General features: G+C 44.0%; 16 protein-coding genes. 6 read left to right on the top strand and 10 right to left on the bottom strand.

Annotated features, from left to right (window positions below; all coding sequences use genetic code 11):
• Positions 1–7: 7 nt before the first annotated feature.
• Together AC6H3C_RS11470 and AC6H3C_RS11465 are read right to left on the bottom strand one after the other, a co-directional pair.
• Positions 8–3,388 (bottom strand): SusC/RagA family TonB-linked outer membrane protein, encoded by a 3,381-nt coding sequence (locus AC6H3C_RS11470; protein ID WP_497520937.1) that lies wholly within the window; start codon positions 3,386–3,388, stop codon positions 8–10.
• Between the two features lie 44 nt (positions 3,389–3,432).
• A complete protein-coding gene (locus AC6H3C_RS11465; protein ID WP_497520936.1) occupies positions 3,433–4,809 on the bottom strand; it encodes a DUF4992 family lipoprotein in 1,377 nt (458 codons plus the stop codon).
• A gap of 620 nt (positions 4,810–5,429) precedes the next feature.
• Between AC6H3C_RS11465 and AC6H3C_RS11460 the strand changes: the two genes are divergently transcribed.
• The 3 genes from AC6H3C_RS11460 to AC6H3C_RS11450 all read left to right on the top strand — a co-directional run bounded on the left by AC6H3C_RS11460 (position 5,430) and on the right by AC6H3C_RS11450 (position 8,183).
• On the top strand, positions 5,430–6,161 hold the full coding sequence (locus tag AC6H3C_RS11460; RefSeq protein WP_497520934.1) for a (Fe-S)-binding protein: 732 nt from the start codon (positions 5,430–5,432) through the stop codon (positions 6,159–6,161).
• A gap of 257 nt (positions 6,162–6,418) precedes the next feature.
• Positions 6,419–6,640 carry a hypothetical protein gene (locus tag AC6H3C_RS11455; protein ID WP_497520932.1) on the top strand — a complete coding sequence of 74 codons (222 nt, stop codon included), beginning with the start codon at positions 6,419–6,421 and terminating at the stop codon, positions 6,638–6,640.
• Positions 6,641–6,890: 250 nt separating this feature from the next.
• A complete protein-coding gene (locus AC6H3C_RS11450; protein ID WP_497520931.1) occupies positions 6,891–8,183 on the top strand; it encodes a glycosyltransferase in 1,293 nt (430 codons plus the stop codon).
• Between the two features lie 5 nt (positions 8,184–8,188).
• Here the strand turns inward: AC6H3C_RS11450 and AC6H3C_RS11445 are convergent, their stop codons facing one another.
• The 3 genes from AC6H3C_RS11445 to purB form a co-directional block, all read right to left on the bottom strand.
• Entirely contained in the window at positions 8,189–9,013 is an 825-nt protein-coding gene (locus tag AC6H3C_RS11445; RefSeq protein ID WP_497520929.1) for an alpha/beta hydrolase, read from the bottom strand.
• 74 nt (positions 9,014–9,087) lie between these two features.
• The gene (locus AC6H3C_RS11440) at positions 9,088–10,911 is read right to left on the bottom strand and encodes an ABC transporter ATP-binding protein (protein WP_497520928.1); all 1,824 of its coding nucleotides are present in this window, start codon (positions 10,909–10,911) and stop codon (positions 9,088–9,090) included.
• Between the two features lie 73 nt (positions 10,912–10,984).
• Entirely contained in the window at positions 10,985–12,331 is a 1,347-nt protein-coding gene (gene purB, locus AC6H3C_RS11435) for an adenylosuccinate lyase (RefSeq protein ID WP_497520926.1), read from the bottom strand.
• 268 nt (positions 12,332–12,599) lie between these two features.
• Here purB and AC6H3C_RS11430 point away from each other — a divergent pair, with 268 nt between their 5' ends.
• From AC6H3C_RS11430 to AC6H3C_RS11420, 3 genes are all read left to right on the top strand, one after another.
• Positions 12,600–13,181 (top strand): hypothetical protein, encoded by a 582-nt coding sequence (locus AC6H3C_RS11430; RefSeq protein ID WP_497520924.1) that lies wholly within the window; start codon positions 12,600–12,602, stop codon positions 13,179–13,181.
• Positions 13,182–13,237: 56 nt separating this feature from the next.
• Positions 13,238–13,786, top strand: coding sequence for a hypothetical protein (locus AC6H3C_RS11425; RefSeq protein ID WP_497520923.1), 549 nt, complete (start codon positions 13,238–13,240; stop codon positions 13,784–13,786).
• A 309-nt stretch (positions 13,787–14,095) separates the two neighbouring features.
• A complete protein-coding gene (locus tag AC6H3C_RS11420) occupies positions 14,096–14,830 on the top strand; it encodes a peroxiredoxin (protein ID WP_497520922.1) in 735 nt (244 codons plus the stop codon).
• A 126-nt stretch (positions 14,831–14,956) separates the two neighbouring features.
• Here the strand turns inward: AC6H3C_RS11420 and AC6H3C_RS11415 are convergent, their stop codons facing one another.
• From AC6H3C_RS11415 to AC6H3C_RS11395, 5 genes are all read right to left on the bottom strand, one after another.
• Positions 14,957–16,597: a DUF8614 domain-containing protein gene (locus tag AC6H3C_RS11415; RefSeq protein ID WP_497520921.1), complete on the bottom strand. Its 1,641-nt coding sequence runs from the start codon at positions 16,595–16,597 to the stop codon at positions 14,957–14,959.
• Between the two features lie 151 nt (positions 16,598–16,748).
• Positions 16,749–18,668, bottom strand: a complete 1,920-nt coding sequence (gene yidC, locus AC6H3C_RS11410) for a membrane protein insertase YidC (RefSeq protein ID WP_497520920.1) — start codon at positions 18,666–18,668, stop codon at positions 16,749–16,751.
• 25 nt (positions 18,669–18,693) lie between these two features.
• Complete coding sequence (gene pyrG / locus AC6H3C_RS11405) at positions 18,694–20,295, bottom strand: CTP synthase (protein ID WP_497520918.1); 1,602 nt, start codon at positions 20,293–20,295, stop codon at positions 18,694–18,696.
• A 187-nt stretch (positions 20,296–20,482) separates the two neighbouring features.
• On the bottom strand, positions 20,483–22,855 hold the full coding sequence (locus tag AC6H3C_RS11400) for a DUF349 domain-containing protein (protein WP_497520917.1): 2,373 nt from the start codon (positions 22,853–22,855) through the stop codon (positions 20,483–20,485).
• Positions 22,856–23,041: 186 nt separating this feature from the next.
• Positions 23,042–23,479 carry an Hsp20/alpha crystallin family protein gene (locus AC6H3C_RS11395; protein WP_497520916.1) on the bottom strand — a complete coding sequence of 146 codons (438 nt, stop codon included), beginning with the start codon at positions 23,477–23,479 and terminating at the stop codon, positions 23,042–23,044.
• Positions 23,480–23,569 lie beyond the last annotated feature (90 nt).

Genomic DNA, 23,569 nt, shown 5'->3' with positions numbered 1-23,569 from the left:
TCATCATTTAGAATGAAACATTAACACCAAGTGTAACTTTTCTCAAATTAGGGTAGCTTCCGTACGAGCCGGCAAGGGGATCAATAAATTTATCGGGATACGGATTGTACAAGCTAAGCAAATTTTGGGCAGTCAGATTTAAACGACACGATTCTACACCCAATTTCTTTACAAGTGTCCGGGGAATAGAGTAAGCCATTGTTACATTACGCAGTGTAACACGCGTGCCGCTTATCCTCCAAAACGTCGAATTTACATCATTAACGCTATGCCGCAGGTTCGGGTATTTCGCATCGCGATTGGCAGCTGCAACAACTACTCCCTCATTGTCCACCACGTCTTCATAAACAAACATGTTGTCGGCCCAGAAAGAAGCAAGATTCGTGTACTCCATCACCTGATATCCCGAACCGCTTGAAACCATATTTGAAATTGATCTTGCAGTTTTAGGAATAAGAGTGTAACCACCCCAACTTGCATTCAATTGTGCACTTAAAGAGAAACTTTTGTACTCTGCCTTCAAGTTCATGGTAAATCCGTAAGGATTGTTACTTCGCTTAGATAGCTGAACAACATCGTTTACATCGATTTTTCCATCCGGTCCCTGATAGGAGCCATCTGCATTTTGCGAGCCGCGCACGTCCTCGTAAATCAACATCCCGGGATGAACCCCATCTTTGGATTTCCCAAGATAATTTGTAATACTGTATTTGTCAAAATACTCTTCTATTTCCTGATAGCTACGAAACATCCCGACAGAATTGTATCCCCATGTTCCTACGTCCTGACGCTGTCCAGGCTGCAACTCATCAATGGGAATAAGAGCTTTCCAAGGCATTTTAAGAACTTTGTTGTCGGTGTACCCGGTGTTTACTCCGATGCTGTATTTGAAATCCTTACCTATCTTATCCTTCCAGGTTATTGCCAATTCAGCTCCCCAAACATCAATCTCTCCGTAATTTTCAGCAGACGGTCTTGTTCCGATTGTCCATGGAACATTCGCCGAACGAGTTACGAAAACATCCCTGTTCCATTCATAATAAGCGTCGATATTGGCAGACAAACGACTTTTCAGCGTTGCCAGATCGATACCGGCATTGGCTTTGTAACTTTTATCCCAATGTGCATCGCGATTCGGTGACTGATCAGGGATACTTATATGAGGGCCTGCAGCAGTATTTACTCCGTCGGTTCCAAAAATTGCACCTTTATCTTTGTCCAGATTATATACAGGTGTCCAGAACCAGGGTTTAATATTGTCCCTTCCCGTAAGACCGAATGATCCACGCAGTTTAAAATAATCAACAAATTTCACATTTTCTTTAAACCAGCTCTCTTCCGTTGCAACCCAACCTCCTGACACCGAATAGAAAGTTCCCCAGTAATTTTCAGGTGCAAATTTGGTGGAAGCATCCGAACGTATCAAAAATTCCAGCAAATACTTATCAGCATAGGCATAATTAGCCCTTCCTATATACGAAAGGTTACCAGATTCGGACCGTCCAAACGATGTTGTGTGAATACCGGTAGCCGAATTGGATTGCCCGTTAGTAAATGTATACGGAGATGTCACGCTGCCTTCCAAATCTTCTGCCTCTGACTCTGATTTTTCTATCGTAAACAAGCCGCTTATGTCGTGTAGTCCAAAACTGCGGTTGTAGGAGGCCACAAAGTTCATTTGATACCTGTCTCCCCGACTGGTCGAACGTGTTAACGCATTTCCATTGGTTACTATAACTTTCTGAAAATTACTTTCATCGAGATTTAAATCGCTCCCGGTATAAAGATGCTCTCCGCTTCCGGAACGCTGCGACAACCAGTAAATATCGTAAGCAGTTGCTTTTTGGTTGGTTTTATTTGTACTGATACTCTTTGAATAAGTATATCTCAGTTTCAATCCTTTAAGCATTTTGTTCCAACCAAAATCATACTCCAGTGAAGTATTAATCGTCATATTTTGAGGCATTGATTCTGAACGGTCTCCCATGTTCTGGCCAACATCGTAATGGTAGAGCTGAGTGTCATTCAATTTCGTATTAGAAGGTCCGTAGAGTGCAACAGGATAGCCATTTACATATTCCGGAATATATCTTGGACGTGCTAATAACGAATTGTAATCCCGTTCGTTATTGGAGCCTCCTACCTTGCTGTAGGCTTTGCTTTCGCTACCATAATCTCCCGATACCTGTAACGAAGTTTTTACCCAGTCTGTGATTTTGAGATCGACACCGGCACGGTAATTCCACCGCTCGTAGTCAATATTTCCCATATTGCCATCCTGATTGTAATAAGAAATACCTCCAAAATAATTTGCTCCCTCAGAAGCTCCCGAGATATTTACGCTGTGCCGTTGCGTTAATGCCGCCCGCCATTCTCTATCCAGCAAATCATAATTAAGCCCTCTCATGGCCTGCAGTTCATCTGCCTGAAACAAATCGCGTAAAGGATCCCATTCATCCCGGGGATCAGCAGCACGAACCGCATTCCAGATTTTTCCATAGTTATATGAATCGAGCATTTTTGCACGCGAAACTTCATCGGTTAAACCATACTGACCGCTGTAAGAGATTTTCGGTTTCCCTCTTTCTCCCCGTTTAGTAGTTACAAGAATAACCCCGTTTGCCGAACGTGCCCCGTAAACTGCAGCCGCAGCATCTTTCAAAACAGAAATACTCTCGACCATTGAAGCATCGAGATTATTGAAGTTTTCTTCAGTTGAAATGAAGCCGTCAATGACATAAAGTGGACCTGAATCAGGAACAAAGCCGGAAACTGACGACAACGAAGAACTTACATTGGATTGACGAATAGTTAGCCGTGCATTTTCACCGGGCCGGCCATCTCCCCCGCTAACACTCAATCCATTGACGAGACCGCTCAAAGCAGTCGCTAAACCGGTCGATGAAAGATCCGCAATGTCATCCATCGGAACAGTCGCAACGGCCCCGGTCAAATGCGCTTTCTTCTGCGAAGAGTATCCCACGACGACTACCTCGTCCAAATTCAGCAGGTCTTCTTTCAATACAATTCGGGTGTTGCTGAGATCTTTGATTTTTTGATTAACATAGCCAACAAATGAAATTTCAACTTCTTTATCAACGGGAACAGCAATAGCAAACTTTCCGTCGCTACCGGTAATTGCGCCGATGTTGGTTCCAACTACGGCAACAGTTGCTCCGACAATGGGTTGACCGTTCTCTTCAACGACTACCCCTTCATACATTTTTGATTTCTGAGCCTGGGCCTGAGCCTGGTTTCCGTAAAAAAAAGTCAGAGAAATACTCAGAAAAAGAAGTAATATGGTGTACTTAGCTGAGCGCAAAACAACTGCACCCGACAAAACCTCAAAGGTATTGTGATTTTGTTCCAGCCTATTCGTATTATTCATTTTATCAGATTAAAATTCGTTCAACTTTTATTTTATTACCGGCACTAAAACCAACGCGGATCACCGATAGCTCTTGAAACCGTAGTTTGATTACCCAATGTAAAGTCTCCGCCTGCCGGATTGACACAAAGCGGATCTTCATCCAGTGTTGTTCCGCTCTTATCGTAAGAACCATAATTTTCGACTGCACCAACTCGCCAGTACGTGTTATTACCAAACTTGATAGCCGGTTCGCTGTACAAACGGCTACCAGGAAGAATATAACGGGCTGTTTGATCGCGAAGCATATCGAGGAACAAACAATTCTGGACAGTAGTTTTTATATATGCCTGTGCATACTGATTTGAGTTGTGCATGCGATCAAAGCCATAAAAAGTACAGTTGGCGTATGTGAAATTACCTTCGACCCAACCAAATGCAACTATCCGCGAACCGGTTGACAATTGCATCCAGAAATCGGTCCCCGCATTGTTTTTATAAAAGGTACTGTTAGTTATCTCAAAATCCTTGAGTGATCCCCGGGATGCAGAGTTCCAGATGACACGCCCATTATTGGTCATTTCAGCAAGACAATCTTCGATTAATAAAGTTTGAACTGCATAATTCTTACCGTTGTCCCAATACAACGGCGCTGGTAATGCGGAAAAATTACAGGAAAGAAAAACAACCGGATTTGTCACTTTTACTGCATCGTTAACCAGAACATTCCCTTCCGGAATATCGGTAAAACCATAAAACGCACTGCTGGCAGGAATACCGGCACAATCAAAATTGATAAACTTAATTTTTGAACCACCGCCCTGCGATTTTATACCCGCGCTCATTACAACAGAAGCGCGTTCGATTTTGTCACCGCGAAGCGTCACATTTGCTTTGCCAAAATTAATCTCAGCAGAAACAGTATAATTTCCGCCGGCTTCCAATTCAAATCCGATCTCTTCTCCATTATCCACAATAGGATTATCAATAAAATATTGATACAAATCGATACCATCAGGAATCAGCGTTGCCGGCAATAGTGTACTGTAATTCACTTCTGTGGCTGAGGTTGCTGCCTGATTGTTGTACTTTTCGTTTCCCATCGTTTTCAGAACAACTTTATACTTTGTATCCGGCAGCAAGTCACGGGTGATGTAACATCTATCAATAATTTCATTCTCAACTCCAACAACCACCGGATTATCCGGATCATCAACAATGTACAATGAGAACTGATAACCTCCGGCACCATGAACTACCGACCAGTCTATCCGAAGAGACCTACCGTTTGCACTTGGAGTAAAAACAACCGTTTCTGCTTTGGGTGATTCCAAAGTCGTGTTTTCAACGTCCGAAGTAAAAGTCCATTCATCATCAAATCCCTGGACACAAGAGCTGAAAACCAACACAACGGTTATCAGACTTAAAATACCAGTCTTCAACGTCAAAAGGTTTAGACCCCTTCGAAAATTTGAAGAGTTGAATTTTAAGCATGTCCTTTTTCCTTTAAAAGTCGACCTAAAATTGTTGTCATTCATAAGTTCTGGTTTTAATTAGTTGCTAACTATACTCCACAAAAAGCAGAGTGACTTAATTAAATAATGTAAACGTTATCACAACGTCAAAGTAGTGTGTAAATGTAATCGTTTACATTAATATATGCAACTTATTTTAAAACTTTTAACAACTTTACGAATCTGCAATCATGTAATCGTTTTTAAGACAGGAAGTTTTGATTACCCGATCACCGTAAATTAATGGCGGAGGCAGAATAAAACGATAGACCGTTGCAAAGTCCCGGCGTTAAATAAAGTTTCTGAGCGGCAAAGTAAGACTGCGACTTTCTCCGGCCTCCGGTCATTCGGTAATTGCCCTCTGCTCTCTGCACATGCCATCTAAAGAATTCACGTCTTCGTGTTCATCATTCTGTCTGCGTTAACGGGTGTGGGGATAAGACAGGTTCATGTATAAGAACCGTTCTGCAAAAAAAATTAAAGTGACCGGTGTATTGTTTTTTCCTAAGCGGAATTCCGATTATCTTTAGCCAAATTTTGCTTTAGTCATGAGAGTCGACTTATTTATACCATGTTTCATCGATCAGCTTTATCCAAACACCGCTTTTAATGTCATTAAACTGCTGAAAAAAGCAGGAATACAAGCCGATTATAATCCCGAGCAGACCTGTTGCGGACAACCGGCCTATAACAGCGGTTATTGGGAGCAGACAAAAAAACTGGCAACGAAATTTGTTGCTGATTTTCATGGTGAACACCTCATTGTGAGTCCGTCGGCATCGTGCACGGGCTTTATAAAAAATTATTATTCAGACCTGATTAAAAAAGAAGACCTGGAATACGAATCCCACATCAGGTTAAAAAGCAGGCTGTATGAGCTGACTGATTTCCTGGTAAACAAAATCAACTTTACCGATTTCGGGGCCAGCTTTCCCCATAAGGTTTGTTACCACGATGCCTGTTCGGCCCTGCGGGAATATGGTATCCAACGCGAGCCACGCCTGCTGCTCTCGAAGGTAAAAGGGCTGGAACTGATAGAAATGGAAGATACCGAAACCTGTTGTGGTTTTGGCGGGACCTTCGCGGCCAAGTTTACATCCATTTCGTCGGCGATGACTGAACAGAAAGTTGAAAATGCATTAAAAACAGGCGCCGAATACATCATCTCTACCGAATCTTCGTGCCTGATGAATATTGAAGGCTACATAAAAAAACAAAAACTCCCCATTAAACCGATTCATATTGCAGATATCCTGGCAAGCGGATGGGAGCTACCATAAACACAGCATTTTCACCGCCGGATAAACCCTGCAACCGACAGCCGAAAAAAAGATTAAGGATTATTAACAAACTTTTACATTCCTATTTCGTATTTCTTAGTCCAGACATGCGGACAACATATAAAACAAGCGCTCTTTTTCTCTTCTTTTTAAAATCCTGACAATCAGGAATGTGAAAAATGTGATTTTTAATTGGCTGCCACTTGGGCAGAAATAAAAATTTCGGACAGACAGAAATATTGATAAAGGCATTTACCATGAAAACACAGGACACCAGGAGTAAATATGACTTTCCTGTAAGTTTACACCACATCCACTATTTACGCACAGGCAATAAGAAGCAACATAAGCCATACGCCGACAACAAAGGAATTCACTGTACGGGCGATTCCTTTGGTTACATTGTTGACTGGCAAGTTTCCGAAGAAAAGGCAAAAAAACAGTTTGCCGGGACAGATTCTAAGCCTTTTCTTTTTTGAAACACCTACCCGACAGATCGGATGTTGTGCAGGCAACATGATTTATTATCTACCTGCTATTATCGTCAGGATGGATAAATGTAAGCCAGAACACGAAGTGGACTGCGCTTAATCACTTTTTACCAGTTTACCGAAAAATCAACGGGACCGTTCGGAAGGCGGTTGATACGAACTGTTACCGACAGAGCAAACAGCGGATTTGTCTCTAATTACATTAAACAGGACTCTTAAAACAGAAACAGGCAATCGCATGAATGTACTCATGTTTGGATGGGAATTTCCGCCAAATATTTCCGGGGGCTTGGGAACAGCCTGCTACGGACTGACAAAAAGCTTGTCTTCCCTGGCTAATGTCGACATTACTTTTGTCATTCCCAAAGTACATGGCAACGAAATCGAAAACAGCATTCAACTGCGCGGCGCCAATCAGCTTGATTTATTGAAGAGCAAAATCCGTCCGGAAAAATTATTGCTCCCGGTTGAATGTTTTAGTATTGAGTCGGGCCTTGTCCCCTACGCCAACCCGGAAGAGTACCATAAACGCGCTCCTGCTTCGGTTGAAGAAATCGGGATCAAATCGGATCGGCAAATCGTATCACAAATAAATTTTACCGGAAATTACGGACCCAACCTGTTTAATGAAATCCACAATTTTTCGGTTGTCGCCGAACACCTGGCCACACAAACACAATTTGATCTGATCCACGCGCACGACTGGTTAACCTTTCCATCCGGCATACTTGCCAAGAAAGTCTCCGGTAAACCCCTGGTGATTCATGTACATGCTACCGATTTTGACCGCAGCGGGGGCAACGTAAACCCCCGGGTGTATCAAATCGAAAAAGAAGGCATGGATGCAGCCGATTACATCATCTGTGTCAGTAACCGGACACGGGAAATGGTGATCGAAAAATACGACATTTCACCCTCCAAAATCAGTACGGTACACAACGGTGTAGAATTTGATGAGCCGGTAACTGACCCCGAAAAGCTGAAAAGCAATCGGGAAAAAATTGTGACCTTCCTGGGACGGATTACCCTGCAAAAGGGACCTGAATATTTCATCCGGGTTGCCGAGCTGGTCCTCGAAAAGATGAATCATGTGCGGTTTATTATGGCCGGCAGCGGCGATCTTCTCCCGGAAATGATAAAAAAAGCGGCCCGGACCGGATTAGGCAACAAGTTTCTCTTTACCGGATTTTTAAAAGGAAAGGATGTTCACCGGATGCTTCGTCTTTCGGATGTCTTTGTGATGCCATCCGTTTCGGAACCTTTTGGCATTTGCCCGCTGGAAGCCATGCAATGCGGCGTGCCCACCATCATTTCAAAGCAATCGGGCGTATCCGAAGTGCTGAAACATGCCATTAAAGTCGATTTCTGGGATGTACAGGCCATGTCCGATGCCATCCACGGCATATTATCCTACCCGGCGCTTTTCAGCACGATGAAAAATGAGGGTAAAAAAGAAGTCTCGACCATCCGGTGGGAAAAGGCGGCCAAAAAGATTGAGCAGCTTTACCAACAACTCCTGTTATCATCCTAAACCGGTCAGTTTAACTTTAGCTTCTTTAATATTCTGAGTGCCAAATCAAAGCCGGGAACCGCCATGCCTCCGTGATCAAATCCGTCGAGCTCGAACAAATGGGTCTCCCGGTGTCCGGCCACTTTCATCATCCGATACATGTAAGCATTCTCTTCGTATCGACCGAGCATCTCCAACTCGCGGTCGCCGGTAATCAGATACAAGGGCGGCGCATCGGGACGCACAAAATATAGCGGGGCAAATTCGTCAATCAAGGGCTGAGTTCCCGCCATCCCCCGTTCCGAACGAATCAGGAAATGCGTGATGGTATGCCCGCTGAACGGAATCAAAGCCACAACCCGGTCTGCATCGAGCTGATAAGCAGCCAGGTAACGTTTATCCATGACCACCATACTGCCTAAGTAACCGCCGGCCGAATGACCGGATATCACAATCCGTTCTTTCGCGCCGCCAAATTCTTCGATATGATTAAACACCCAGGCCACTGCTGCCGCGGCATCTTCAATATATTCAGGACATTTCACCGTAGGCCCCAGCCGGTAGTTAACAGCAACAACAGCAATCCCTTTGTTCTTCCATTGTTCGGGGATAAATTTTTCTCCGCCGGTAATACCTCCCCCGTGAAACCAAATCACGGTTGTATAACCCGGTTTATTGTCAGGATAATACAGATCGAGCCGGCAACGTTCCTGCATATAATCCGTGAGTTCGCCACTCCGGTACAGCAGGTCCTTTTCCGTTTTATAAGAATTCGCGTTCTGCCCTTGCGAAGAAAACAAGGTGATGATTGAGAAAAGAACAAAACTCAAAATAAACCGGATTTGTTTCATATTGCCTATTCGTTGTTTATTCGGGTGAAAATAATAAAAAAATCAGAAGGCGGTTTGGCCTCCTTTTAAACGGGCTAAAACACCTGCATCTTATGCAGTTTATAATAGTGACCTTCGCGGGCAATTAACTCCTCGTGAGTCCCCGTTTCCACAATTTTACCTTCATGAAGAACACAGATCAGGTCGGCATTTTTTATGGTAGACAGGCGATGCGCGATAACCAGCGATGTCCGGTTTTTCATCAGGTTTTCCAAGGCCTGCTGCACCAGCTTTTCCGACTCGGTATCCAACGCGGAAGTTGCTTCATCAAGAATCAGGATCGGCGGATTTTTCAGAATGGCCCGGGCAATCGAGACCCGTTGCTTTTGCCCGCCCGAAAGTTTATCGCCCCGGTCGCCGATATTGGTCTGATAACCGTTTTCGGTTGCCATAATAAATTCATGGGCGTTTGCAATTTTTGCCGCATTCACCACCTCTTCTTCAGTCACATCGTTAACGCCAAAAGCAATGTTATTGAAAAACGTATCATTAAACAAAATCGGTTCCTGGTTCACATTCCCCATCAGGCTGCGTAAATCGTGCAGCTTAATATCGCGGATATCAATGTCGTCGAGATAGATTCCGCCGCCGGTCACATCCCAGAAACGTGGCATTAAGTCAACGAGCGTTGTTTTTCCCGAACCCGATTTCCCGACAAAAGCAACGGTTTGCCCCTTACGAATACGGAGGTTGATCTGATCAAGCACTTTTTCGGAAGCATAACTGAAACTCACGTTCCGGTAGTCAATCGATCCGGTAAATTCGGTTTTTGAAACAGCGTCGGCTTTATCCTTTATCCAGTTCTCCTGCCCCAAAATCCGGTCAATTCGTTCCATCGACGCCAGTCCTTTCTCCACGCTGTACAAAGCGGTTGAAAAAGCCTTTGCCGGGTTGATGATATTATAGAAAAACACCAGGTAAACAATAAACTGTTGCGGGCTAAGCGCTCCCGCGTCACCCGACAGAATGAGGTTTCCTCCGTACCACAACACGATCACAATCACGGCTGTTCCCAGGAACTCGCTCATTGGATGGGCCAGAAAATAACGGCTCATCAGCTTGTTCATAATCAGGCGGTAGTTTTCATTCTCGCGGTCGAACCGCTCAATTGCCTTCTTCTCGGCAGTAAACGCCTTAATCACCCTTAAACCCGAAATATCTTCATCAATAATTGAAAGAATTTCACCTTGTTTGTTTTGCCCTTTTCGCGATTGCCGTTTCAGGCTTTTCCCAACTCTGCCGATCAAAAAACCGGTTACGGGTAACATGATGAAAACAAAAATTGTCAGCGACCAGCTGGTATAAACCATGTAAGTAAGCGAGATCAGAATCAGAATCGGATTTTTAAACAGCATATCCAGCGAGTTCATCACCGAATTTTCTATTTCCTGCACATCGCTGGTCATACGCGCCATAATATCGCCTTTCCGCTCATCGTTGAAAAATCCCAAGGGTAGAGACAACATTTTGCGGTAGATCCTGCCCCGGATATCCCGGACTACACCATTACGGATGCCAATCATCATATAACTGGCCAGATAGGTGAAACCCACTTTCAGCAACACCATCAGGATAATGAACATCCCGATGTAAATCAGGGCCGTAGATTGTCCGAACTGGTTTATTACCCAGGTAATAAAATACGAGAGGTTATTTAAAATGACTTTGACCGACATCTCGAAGGGCAAAAGTTCGGTGACTCCTTCTTCGGTACCAAACAAAATACCCAACACCGGCGACAACAAGCCAAACGAAAAAGCCCCAAAAACAGCTGCCAGCAGGTTAAACACAAAGTTTAGAACAACTTTCCCTTTATATGGAGGTAAAAATCTCCGTAACAGTTTGATTAAATCTTTCATGATTGTTTATATGCCATTTTTTTCAGAATGACAACCACCCCGATTCGGTCATCAAACAATGCGTTAATTAAAATTAAAAGATGCCGGTATAATTGTGTGGCGTAATTTTTTTCAACTCCTTTTTCAGGGCATCGCTGATGTCGAGGGTATCAATAAATTCGTGGATGACCTGCTGATCAATCTTCCGGTTAACGCGTGTCAGGTTGCGCAGGGCTTCGTATGGATTCGGGTAAGCTTCGCGCCGCAGGATTGTCTGGATGGCTTCGGCAACTACGGGCCAGTTGGCGTCGAGGTCGGCGTCAATCGCATCGCGGTTCAGCAACAATTTATCCAGCCCCCGCATGGTTGAATGAACCGCAATCAGCGTGTGTGCAATGGGCATCCCGATGGTACGCAGAACCGTTGAGTCGGTCAGGTCGCGCTGCAAACGCGAAACCGGAAGTTTTACGGCCAGGTGTTCAAACAAGGCGTTAGCGATCCCCAGGTTTCCTTCCGAGTTCTCAAAATCAATCGGGTTTACTTTGTGCGGCATCGCCGACGACCCCACCTCTCCTGCTTTGATTTTTTGCTTGAAATATTCCATCGAAATGTATGTCCACATGTCGCGGTCGAGATCGATCAGAATGGTATTCACACGTTTCAGGGCATCAAAAATAGCCGCGTGGTTATCGTAATTAGCAATCTGGGTGGTATATTGCGCTCGTTCGAGCCCCAGGTATTTTTTCAGGAAATGGTTACCAAAAGCTTTCCAGCTGATTTCGGGGTAAGCGATCTGGTGCGCGTTGAAGTTCCCGGTTGCGCCACCGAATTTGGCATCGCATTGAATTCCTTTCAGCTGCTCCAGTTGTTTTTTAATCCGTTCGGAGAAAACACGGATTTCTTTCCCTAAGTTTGTTGGCGAAGCCGGCTGACCATGCGTTTTGGCCAGCATCGGTATCGTTTTCCATTCTTCGGCCAACTCGTCCAGCTTATCGGTCAAATCGTTTATCGCCGGGAAATATTCATAATCCAGCGCATCGTGTATCGACCGGGGAACGGCCGTATTGTTAATATCCTGCGAGGTCAGTCCAAAATGAATAAACTCTTTATACACCTGAATGCCCAGCTTGTCAAATTCCTCCTTCAGAAAATACTCTACGGCTTTTACATCGTGATTGGTTACCTTCTCAATGTCTTTCACACGCTGTGCATCGGCTACAGAAAAGCTTTCCACCAACCGGCGTAGGCGGGCAAACAAACTGTTGTCGAAACCGGCCAACTGCGGCAGGGGAAGCTCACACAAGGCGATAAAATATTCGACCTCAACATAAACCCGGTATTTAATCAGCGCATATTCTGAAAAATACAATTGCAGGTTTTCGACCTTCGACCGGTAACGGCCATCAATAGGAGTAATCGCGGTGAGTAGATTCAGTTCCATATTTTTAATTTTTCACGCGGTAAAGGTAACAAAAATCATTAAAGATTGCCGGCCCCGTCAGCCTGGAATCGGTACCCGGATCGGCGCTCCTCGTCCAGGAATAAGCAAATTTTTTCTGTTCCTGCGATCTCCTTCAGAAAAAATTCAAATTTACTGTTCCAAGCAAAAAACAGATTTTAATGGATGCGATATATTTTGTAAATTTATCATCATTTTTGCATAACACATTATGAGTAAAACACAAATCATCCCTTAAAAATCAAACCAAATGAAACTAACCGCACTGATTCTGTTGCTTTTAATCAGCACTGTTTCCTTCTCTCAAAATCACAAATTAGCCGTGGTTTACGGATACGCGAACAACGACGTGTACCGGACAAATGAACTGGATGGCGCTGCCGGTTACCACGGCAAAGGCTCTTTCCTGCTCGGGCTGAACTACCAAAAAGCGCTTGTTTCTTCCCTCTGGTTCGAAACCGGGCTGGAATATTCCAGAAACAAAATAGAAATTACCCCGGCGCCAAATCCGGAAATTGATCTTACAGCCAGACAAACTACGGCCGAACTGTTAACCATTCCGGCTTACGGCAACCTCAGCTTTCTAAAATATTTTTTTGTCAATGGCGGTTTACTGGTCGATTTCGACATCAAGCTGCCCGAACAAAGCATCGACAGCCAAACCGGGATTGGCTTTGGGTTTGGGTTGGGCGGAAAAATAAATATCAAACATCTGAATTTCTTTGTAAACGCCTTTCTAAAAAACCATGCCGTTATTGCCTTCAATAAAGAAAGTTACCAGCAACACCTGGTTGAAGACGGGTTGAAATTTGGCATCGGCTACAGCTTCTGATCATTGGCAGCAAACCGGAACGCATTCCATTCGTAACTTTGCAGAAAGTTTTTGTTATGACCGGCTTGAATGATATCTCTCTGCCTGTAAAGTTCAATGCTTTCAAGCATCACCGGAATTATATCCTGACTTTACTGACCATCGTTTCGGTAGATGAACTGGCCGAAATGCTTGACCCGTTGTGTCATAACTACATCGATATTTACACCGGCCAGTTATCTCCTGAAGCAATTGAAAATCAAATAATTTGCTTTCTGAAAAACAATAAACTTTTTCATCCCGACAAATTCAGAACCTGGGTGAACGCCACACCGGGCTATCAGCACATCCAACTGGACGATCATTCGGAATGGATTGTACGCGAAGGAATTGAGCCTGGAAGATATATTCATATTCACCCGGCACGAACAGGAAATTTTACCGTCCGCGTTAAAGGTTCGACCCTAAAAACAGCCCTGATCCTGAAAATTAACCATCCGGATCTTCCGGTTTCGCTTACCGAAGTTAACCGGGTACGACAGTTAACCGGACTGCCACCTGTAAAAAAACTTGAACGCGGGAAAGGTATTCTAAAATGCATCGAACAGTTCTTCGCGACCGGATAAGCCTTTTTTCAGTAAAAAAAGAATAAAACACCTTTAGGTATGGAAATTACCTATTGACTTAGGCCCCTTTTAAGTGGTTAATTCGCACCGAGGGAAAATGAGAACAGGATTCTTATATTTTTTAGGGCTTAGTAATAATCGTGAGGTCTTTTTTCCAAAATTCTTTACATGTCATTGCGGGTGATGCAATAAGAGGTAGGGCCACTATTGTAAACTTCAACGACATCTCTCTGATGAGCGGATTAAATCGCTCTGTATGAATCTCATGGATTCATTTTAGAAGAAGTATGCAATATTTAAAATTATTTTATGAGAAAATTATTCTTGTTATCCTTCGTGCTGATTTTTTTCGCAGGAGTTGGTTACAGCCAAAGCGGGCAAATCCCTCTGATTGGAGCAAAAGCTCCGGTGTTTACAGCGGAAACAACAAACGGAACCTTAAACTTTCCGGACGATTACGGTAAAAACTGGAAAGTGATGATGAGTCATCCCAAAGATTTCACGCCGGTATGTACATCAGAATTACTCGAACTAGCCTACATGCAGCAAGCATTCGCGGATTTGGGTGTGAAACTGGCCGTCATTTCGGTAGATAACCTGGAACAACACAACATGTGGAAAGCTCATCTGGAAGAGTTGGACTACAAAGGGCGCGGGGCACAAAAGATCTACTTCCCGCTGATTGATGATCAGTCGATGCAGGTTTCGCGGAAATATGGCATGCTCCACAGCCCAACAAGTACCAGCAGAGACATCAGGGGTGTTTACATTATCAGCCCCGACAATATCATCCGTTCAATCAATTTTTATCCAACCGAAGTTGGCCGGAATATGAAAGAAATTGAACGTACCGTGATTGCCTTGCAAGCAGCGATGGCAGAGACTGTTTACACCCCGGCAAACTGGAATAAAGGCGAAGATCTTATCGTACCGCATTTACCGTACAGGCACAACGACAGCAACGATGGACAATTAACCGATTTGCAGGAAAGCAACAAATATTACAGTGTAGGCAACCGGCTGTGGTTCAGAAAAGCAGAATAACTGATGTTCATCCGGCTGAGTAAAGAAGCCGGGTTTATAACGATACCTGCCTTTCCCCCTTCAAAAAGAAATCCGATTGGTTCTTTAGTGAATCAATCGGATCTTCCCGTTAATACCAGGCCTGAATTATATTCCAAGCATTTCAGCTCCTTGTTCAAAAACAATATCTACAGGAATACCTGCCTCGCCAATCCGGTCGAGGTCTTTTTGCAGTTCTTCACGAATGTAACCCGACTCGTCGATCATCTGCTTCGCTTTGGCATAATCGCCGTCTCCCTGGATCGTTAGGACCAAATCAGACAGATCAAACATGGCCTGTTTCATTTTTTCAAAATCGACCCGGTAAGTTCCGGTAACCTGGTCGCGTTCAAACGCGCCTTTCTCCTGGAAATAGTAAAAGCGGATCATATTGGCTTTACCATGAGCGCTGGCTGCCCCAAACCGCACCGAACGAAAAATACCGGCCATAAACGTAACAAAGTTATCCATCAGGTCTTTATCGGTCAGTTCGCCCATGCGGTTTAGTTCGTACACACACCACAAACCCAAAATATCGGCTTTTCCTTCTTCAATCGACGTATAGGCTTCTTTCAGGGCTTCCCTGACTGTCTGGCTCCCTCCGATTGTTTTGCCCAGGCCCAAACCATGTGCCACTTCATGAAACATGGTATTTTCAAAAAAGGCATCAAACTTCACGTGAGAACGCTGATCTTCAGCAATCAGTAATTCTGAAATCGGGATCAGAATTTGATCGAATTTGGCCTGCATCGAATTTTTCAGCTGTAATTTCCGGCTGCCTTTTGTTTCCCTCACCTGCTCATCATTCGGCAGGTTAATGGCAATGGTTTTGCTTCCGGCATTACAGTCGCCGGCATAAAAAACAGCATCGTAAACGTTCATGTCCGAGTCTGATCCGGGCATTTCATTTTTATACGGCACGGCACAAGGCAAGGCTTTTTGCAAATCGGGCAGCAAAGCAGCGTATTTTTCAAGTTTACGGCTCCAGTCTTTGTCTTTTATCAGAATAAAAGCCTCATGGGCCGCCTTATAACCAAACAGCTGATCTTCGTAATTTTCAATTGGACCCACGATAAAATCGATCGTGTTGTTTTTCATCTCCATCCAGGCCACATCGCTGGCAAAATAGTCGTCCGTCAACAATGCCTCTGCACGAAGTTCCAGGTACTTTTTCAGACCGGGATCTTCGGCTAAACCTGCTGCCTGCCTGATATAGCCGGCTGCCGTTTCAATCTGCTCCCTGAAGGCGATATGGTACGGTATTGCCGCCAGTTTGCCATTTTCATCGCGCTGAATGAGGGTATACAGACTGTTTTTTGTTGGTTCATCCCAGGCTTCAAATTCTTCTTTGGTCATATCGGCCGGATAAAATCCGGCTCCGGCGGGCTTTTCGCCGTAGCCCTCCACAAAAGGCCGGTTTCCGTTCAAGCGCTCCCAGGGTCCGTAATTAATCTGAATAAACTTCTCCATGGACGGGCTGTTTGCCTTTGCCAAAATTTCGTTTTTGTCGCCATAAGCCTCCTGCCAGAAAATGTTGTCCATAATTTTGGCTGTCTCAAACAAAAGCGGCAACATATTTTTTTCGTTTTCGGAGAGAACACTCAAATCGGTTGTCAGTTTAAACGGGGCAAATGCCTCAGCTTTCATGTCAATTTCAGTTTTTTCAGTTTCTTTTTCTTTCGGCGTCCCGGTACAGGAAGTGAATATCATCCCTGCTCCCGCGATCAATAAAATAAATAAATTCTTCATGATGGTATATTTTCAGGATCAATAAGGTTATCATTCGAAGTAAAAATCTCCAATCTCATTCAATGTTTTCATCGGCGTCCTAAAGTTAAATACGAAAAGATACAAAAAATGCTGCCAAAAGGCAGCATTTTCACAGATATCTTGTTTTTATCTATTTCGGCAATTGAACTCCCCGCTCTTTCGCCATTTTTTCGAGACGTTGCTGGAACTTTGACTTTTGAACCGGGCCGCCTTTCTTTTTGGCAGCGTACAACTGGGTCCTGATTTTTTCTTCGTCAATCAACACCCGGAACAGGTACATCTGCCCGATCGTGATCAGGTTGGCCAGAAAATAATAATAACTCAGGCCCGAAGGATAACTGTTCAGAATAAACAGGAACATAACCGGCATCATATACATCATGGTTTGCATACCCGGCATGGTTTGACTGCTGGTTGCCTGCTGACTGAGTTTGGTTGAAATGATGGTCGTAATGGTCATCAACAAGCAGAACAAACTCACATGATCGCCATAAAACGGAATGGTAAACGGCAGATTCAGGATCGAATCGTATGATGACAGGTCCTTTGCCCACAAAAAGCTTTCCTGACGTAATTCAATCGAAGTCGGGAAGAAAAAGAACATAGCAAACAAAATCGGCATTTGCAGCAACATCGGTAAACAGCCGCCCATCGGGCTTACGCCCACTTTTTTATACAAAGCCATCACCGCCTGCTGTTTTTCCATGGGTTTATCTTTTCCGAACTTCTCGCTAATTTCGTCCATCTCCGGCTTCAGCGAGCGCATTTTAGCCTGCGAAATGTATGATTTATAGGTGAACGGGAATAAGATCAGCTTGATGAACAGGGTCAGTAATAAAATGATGACACCAAAGTTGTTAATCCGGTTTCGGAGCATGTTAAAAACCGGGATGATCAGATAGCGGTTTACCGGGCGTAAGATCGAATAACCCAGGTTCACCAGCCGGTCAAGATCCAGGTCATATTGTTTCAGGGTATGATAATGGTTTGGCCCAAAGTACAACTGCATGCCGTAGGTTTGTGCCGGAAGGTTTTCGTATGGAAAAGCAATATCGGCATAAAAATCGCCAACATGTGTTTCGCTCTCCTCGGTATAATTGAATTTAATATCGGCTGTTGGAAAAGCGTCATCAGCAATCAGGGTTGAGCTAAAGAAAAGTTGTTTAAAGCTAATCCATTTCACCTTGGTTTTTAAGGTTTCCTCGCTCGATTTTGCCGGAGTCAGTTTATCCACCTCATCGTCAAAATACTTATAATTGACCGACGTATAGCGGTCTTCACCGTACTGTGATTTCCGTTCGAGGCGGGGAGCCGGGAAAGCCCAGTTAAAATTCAGGTAATTGGTATTGGAAGATACCAGGGAATTCAGGCCAACCGTATTCACTTTAAATCCAAGCATGTATGAATTATGAGCCAACTCATACCGGTACTCCAGGTAGCGGTTCTCTCCGGCTGGCAATTTCATGCTTAATGATTGGCTGCTTCCACCGTGTTCCTCGTTATAACCCAAATTTCCCTCTTTCCCTTTTCTGACGTCGGGGCCTGATACGTTTAAAACTTCCTGGGTTGATGATGGAATAAAGTACAGGTCATCGGTTCTGATCCTTCGGTTTTGCGAGAAAAAATTCAGCCCGAATAAATTGCCGGGGCCATCAAAAAGGAATAAGGGTAAGGAATCGTATGTTTGATAATTCTTCAGTTCGACGGAATAAATTTTCCCGCCTTTGGTCGACACGGTCACCTTCATGAGGTTATTCTCGAGGGTGATGAACTTCTCTTCACCAAAAGCAGCTTCGGCAAATGCCCCGTAGCGATCGGTCAGCTGTGAACTCGCTGCAGCGGTATCAGCCGTAAGGGCCTCCTCCTGTTGTTCGGCCATTACCTGAAGTTGAGTTTCTGCCTGTTGTTTACGCAGGCTTTCCACCTGGCTAATTGAATCCTGCCGTCGTCTGGCCGCCTCAATCTCCTCCTGCGATGGCTTATTCAGGTAACTAAAACCAATCAGGATGGCAAAAATCAGCACAATCCCGGCAATCGTATTTTTATCCATAAAAAATCTGTTTTTTTTTCGAAAATTAACTCATAGCTGCCTTCACAAAGGCGACAAACAAAGGATGCGGACTCAGCACCGTGCTACTGTATTCCGGGTGATACTGAACCCCGACAAACCATTTGTGTTTCGGAATTTCAATAACTTCAACCAGATTCGTGTCCGGGTTAAGGCCAACCGGAACCATTCCGGCATTCTTAAAGCTATCCAGGTAATGATTATTAAATTCGTAACGGTGACGGTGGCGTTCCCTGATTTCGGTTTTACCGTATGCCTTATAAAGATTCGACTTTTTGTCGGTAATGTCGCAGGTATAAGCCCCCAACCGCATGGTTCCGCCTTTTTCGGTAATCCCTTTTTGCTCTTCCATCAGGTCGATCACCGGATAGGGCGATTTTTCGTTCATCTCGGTTGAATCGGCTCCGTTTAGACCGAGGATATTCCGGGCAAATTCGATGACTGCGATTTGCATTCCCAGGCATATCCCCAAAAAAGGAATATTGTTTTCCCTGACATATTTGGTCGCGAGTATCTTGCCTTCAATTCCGCGATGCCCAAAACCCGGGGCAACAATCACACCGCCTAAACCGGCCAGTTCAGACTCGACATTCTTTTTGGTAATTTTTTCGGAATGAATCCATTTCAGGTTAACCTTCACCCGGTTTTCGGCGCCTGCATGAATCAGAGCCTCGGCAATCGATTTGTAGGCATCCTGCAACTCAACATACTTCCCGACTAAACCAATATTTACAATAGCTTCCGGATTTTTATGTTTTTTCAGGAACTCATTCCAGTCATCCAGCCTGGGTTCGTTTTTATAAGGCAATTTCAGTTTTTTGAGGACCGTAATGTCCAGCTTCTGTTCCAGCATTTTGTTTGGCACCTCATAAATGGTCGACACATCGATGGATTGGACGACCGAATCGATATCGACATTGCAAAAAAGCGCCACTTTTTTCCGGATACTGAAGCCCAGGTCGTGTTCGGTACGCAAAACCAGTACATCGGGTTGTACCCCGTTTTCGAGCAACATCTTAACCGAATGCTGGGTTGGTTTGGTTTTCAGTTCGCCCGAAGCAGCCAGGAAAGGCACCAGGGTCAGATGGATGACCAATGCGCTTGAGCCCAGTTCCCATTTCAACTGACGAACAGCCTCGATGTAAGGTAACGATTCGATGTCGCCAACCGTACCGCCAATCTCAGTAACCACGATGTCGTAATCTTTTTTCGTTCCCAGAAACTTTATCTTCCGCTTGATTTCGTCGGTAATGTGAGGAATGATTTGCACAGTCTTGCCCAAATAATCGCCGCGACGTTCTTTGTTAATCACCGACTGGTAAATCCGCCCGGTTGTCACATTGTTTGCCTGGGAGGTGGGAACATTCAGAAAACGTTCGTAATGGCCCAAATCCAAATCGGTTTCGGCTCCGTCTTCGGTCACGTAACACTCCCCGTGTTCATAGGGGTTAAGTGTACCCGGATCGACATTGATATACGGGTCGAGTTTCTGAATAGTCACGGAATAACCTCTGGATTGCAGTAACTTAGCTAATGACGCCGCTAATATTCCCTTACCTAAGGAGGAGGTCACACCTCCGGTTACAAAGATGTACTTGGTTGCTGACAAAATCGTAAAATTTTAATGTTTCTAAAAACGCCCAAAGTTAAGCAATAAAAAATTATTACGCTTCAATAATTTCACAGGTTTAGCATTTTATATCCGACAAAAAACAGATGGTTTCAAGCCAGAGCCCGAAACCATCCTGCTAATTTATTCAGTTATATCCGTTTAAAATCAGTAGTCATTTTTACGACTAATCATAATCCTCATCGTCCATTTCGTCAATGATGCGGATTTTTTCTTTCAGAAACTCAATTTTCTCCTGTGTGCTCTGTATTTTTTTGGTCACATCATCAATCAGCGATTCCGCATTTTTGGTATTGGCAAAGAAACCGATGTTATTATTCAGCAAGGCCAGATCGCTTTCCATCTGCTTCAACTTGGACACGTATTTATCACGTTCGAAGCGCATTTTATTTTGCCCTTTGGATGTAACCGAAAAATTCGACATCTTGTTTTTGAATTTCAGCAGATTACGTTTCTGATCGTCAATTTTCAGGTGGTCAAAATGAATGTTAATGGCATCGCGAAACTCATTCTGGATTTTATCTTTGTCTTTAAACGGAACATGCCCGATCTCGGTCCACCGCCGCTGAAAATCTCTCATTTGCTCCAGGTCAGCATCCTCATCTTTCGTCAGGACGTAATCCTTGATCTCCTTAATCAACGATTTTTTAAGTCTTAGATTTTCAACCTGTTCGTGATCGACCGAAGAAAAATGAATTGATTTCTGTTCGAAGAAATAATCACAGGCTGCACGGAATCGTTTCCAGATCAGGTCTGACTGTTTGCGCGGCACCGGACCAATTTCCTTCCATTTTTTCTGAATGCGGATAAATTCGTCGGTTGCTTTTTTCCAATCGGCACTGTCTTTCAGCGATTCGGCCTGCACACACAAATCAGCTTTCATTTGCAGGTTATTTTGCTGAAGTTCTTTGTTTTGCGCATAAAATTCGCGTTTGGCATCAAAAAACTGATCACAGGCGCTGCGAAAACGGTCGTAAATGCGGTTATTGTCTTTTTTGGGCGCAAAGCCGATTGTTCGCCAAACCTTCTGCAGCTCGATCAACTCCCGCGATTTATCGTCCCAGTCTTTATGACTCAGCAATTCAGCGCCGGCAATTTCTTCCGCTTTTTCGCATAAAGCTGTTTTAGCGTCGAGGTTTTTCTTTTGATCGTCCTTCCGGTCTTCAAAATATTCCTGGTGTTTCTTATTAATGATGGAAGTGGCTGCTTTAAAGCGTTCCCACAACTCATCCTTCTTATCACGCGGAACCGGTCCTATTTCGCGCCATTGTTCGTGATATTTCTGCAAAATGTTGAACGCTTTAATCACGGATGGTTCGACCAATAATTCCTCGGCCTTTTCGCACAGACCAATTTTGGCTTCCATGTTCTTTTTCAGATCAAGGTCGCGCAGTTCTTTATTTATTTTGATGTAGTCGTAGAAGTTTTCGACATGGTGATGGTAGGTTTCCCAAAGGTCTTTCAGTTTTGATTGCGGAACCAGGCCCGTGTCTCTCCACTTCTGCTGCAAATCCCTGAATTCCTGGAATGTTTTATTGATTGATTCCTTCCGGTTAACCAATGATTTTATTTCCTCGATGATGTCGTACTTAATCTGAAGATTCTGGTCTTTTTCTTCGTCCATCTGCTTTCCGTGTTCGTTCTTCAGCTGACGAAAATCCTTTAACAGGTTTTTTAAATCTTCTTCATAAGGTGCATTGGCCGAAACAAATTCACTTTCGTCGCCGCCAGCTTCCAAAAACGCGGCCTTTTCAACATCCAGGTTGGCCTTATGAATTTTATAGAAATTGATTTTTATCCGGTCAACTTCCTCTTTGATATCTTGGTCGGTTGGCGATGTTATCAAAGCCCGTAACGCGTTGATCAGTTCGACTTCCGAATACCCGGAGTAATCGATCTTTCCTTTAGCTATAACGGTTTTGGCCGTTTCTTCATCCAATTCGTCTTCTTCGTCCGGTTCTGTCAAATGCTCCGGCTTATCAACCGCGTCTCCGGCATCTTTTGTCCCGGCGCTTGCTTCTGCCTGCTCTGCCACCGCGCTAATTTCTTCTACGGCATGCTCATCCTCCGGCCCGGAAAGCGATTCAGAAACTTCCGGCACAGGCTCTGTTTCAGATGTCTGCACAGGTTCTTCAACTGCATCCTGAACTGCTTCAAGCCCGGCACTTACTTCTTCCGGCTCTGCCACCGCGCTAATTTCTGCCCCGGCATGTCCATCTTCCTGCCTGGCATTCGGTTCAGAAACTTCCGGCACAGGCTCTGTTTCAGAAGCCTGCACGGGTTCATCAACTGCATCCGGAGCTGCTTCAATCCCGGCACTTACTTCTGCCGTTTCTGCAATAGCTTGAATTTCTTCCCCGGCATGTTCACCTTCCTCACCGGAAACCGGTTCAGAAACCTCCGGTACAAAATCCGCTTCGGAAGTATTTTCAGGTTCAGGACTCAGCGCTTGGCTTTCTGCGGACGTAGCAGCAACATCGTTTTTTTCCGGTGTTACATTTAACTCATCATTTGAGTTTTTCAGATCTTTAGGTTCCATGTGACAATATATTTAAATTACCGGGTAATTTCCAGAGATTTAAGTTCACTAAGTTACGAAAATATAATTTTCGGCACGAATACTCAAGCAAAACAACGAATAATTCTGCAAAACACACGTAATAAACAAAAAAATAAGCTGTTCCCTTCCGAAAACAGCTTATCTCCCTAAACCTTTAAAATGACTTTATGCAATTTCAATTTGCCGCTTTTGCGTTACTTCTTCTTCTTTTTTGGAAACAGAAACTTTTAGAATTCCGTTTTTAAAACCGGCGTTTATTTTTTCCGGATCGAGCTTTTCCGACAATTTGAATTTCTTTTCAAAATTAGCAGGTCGATATTCTACACGTGCGTATGTTGCATTCTGATTTTCTTCGTTTGCCACTTCACCTTTAATGATTAACAGATCTTTTTCGACTGAAATTTTTATCTGTTCTTTTTCATAACCGGGAACAGATAACTCAATCGCAACATGATCGTCGTGATCATAGAGGTTGGTTGCGGGTTGATTTGTCAACTCCTTTCTTTCTAAACGATCGGTCTGGTAATTCTGGCTGAAAAAATCATTCAGCAAACGATCAACGGCATTAACATGATAAACCGGGTTCATTTTTACTAGTTTCATTCTTATTTCCTCCTGTAAATTTTTAATTGTTTTTCTTTGTTTCGGTTTAGTTTGTCCAAGTTCTGTTCCAGACCTCATTTTCTGACTTAT

This window comes from Gaoshiqia sp. US2 (assembly GCF_059705485.1).
The sequence above is the reverse complement of the archived record's forward strand: the minus strand, read 5'-3'. Positions and strand labels throughout refer to the sequence as shown.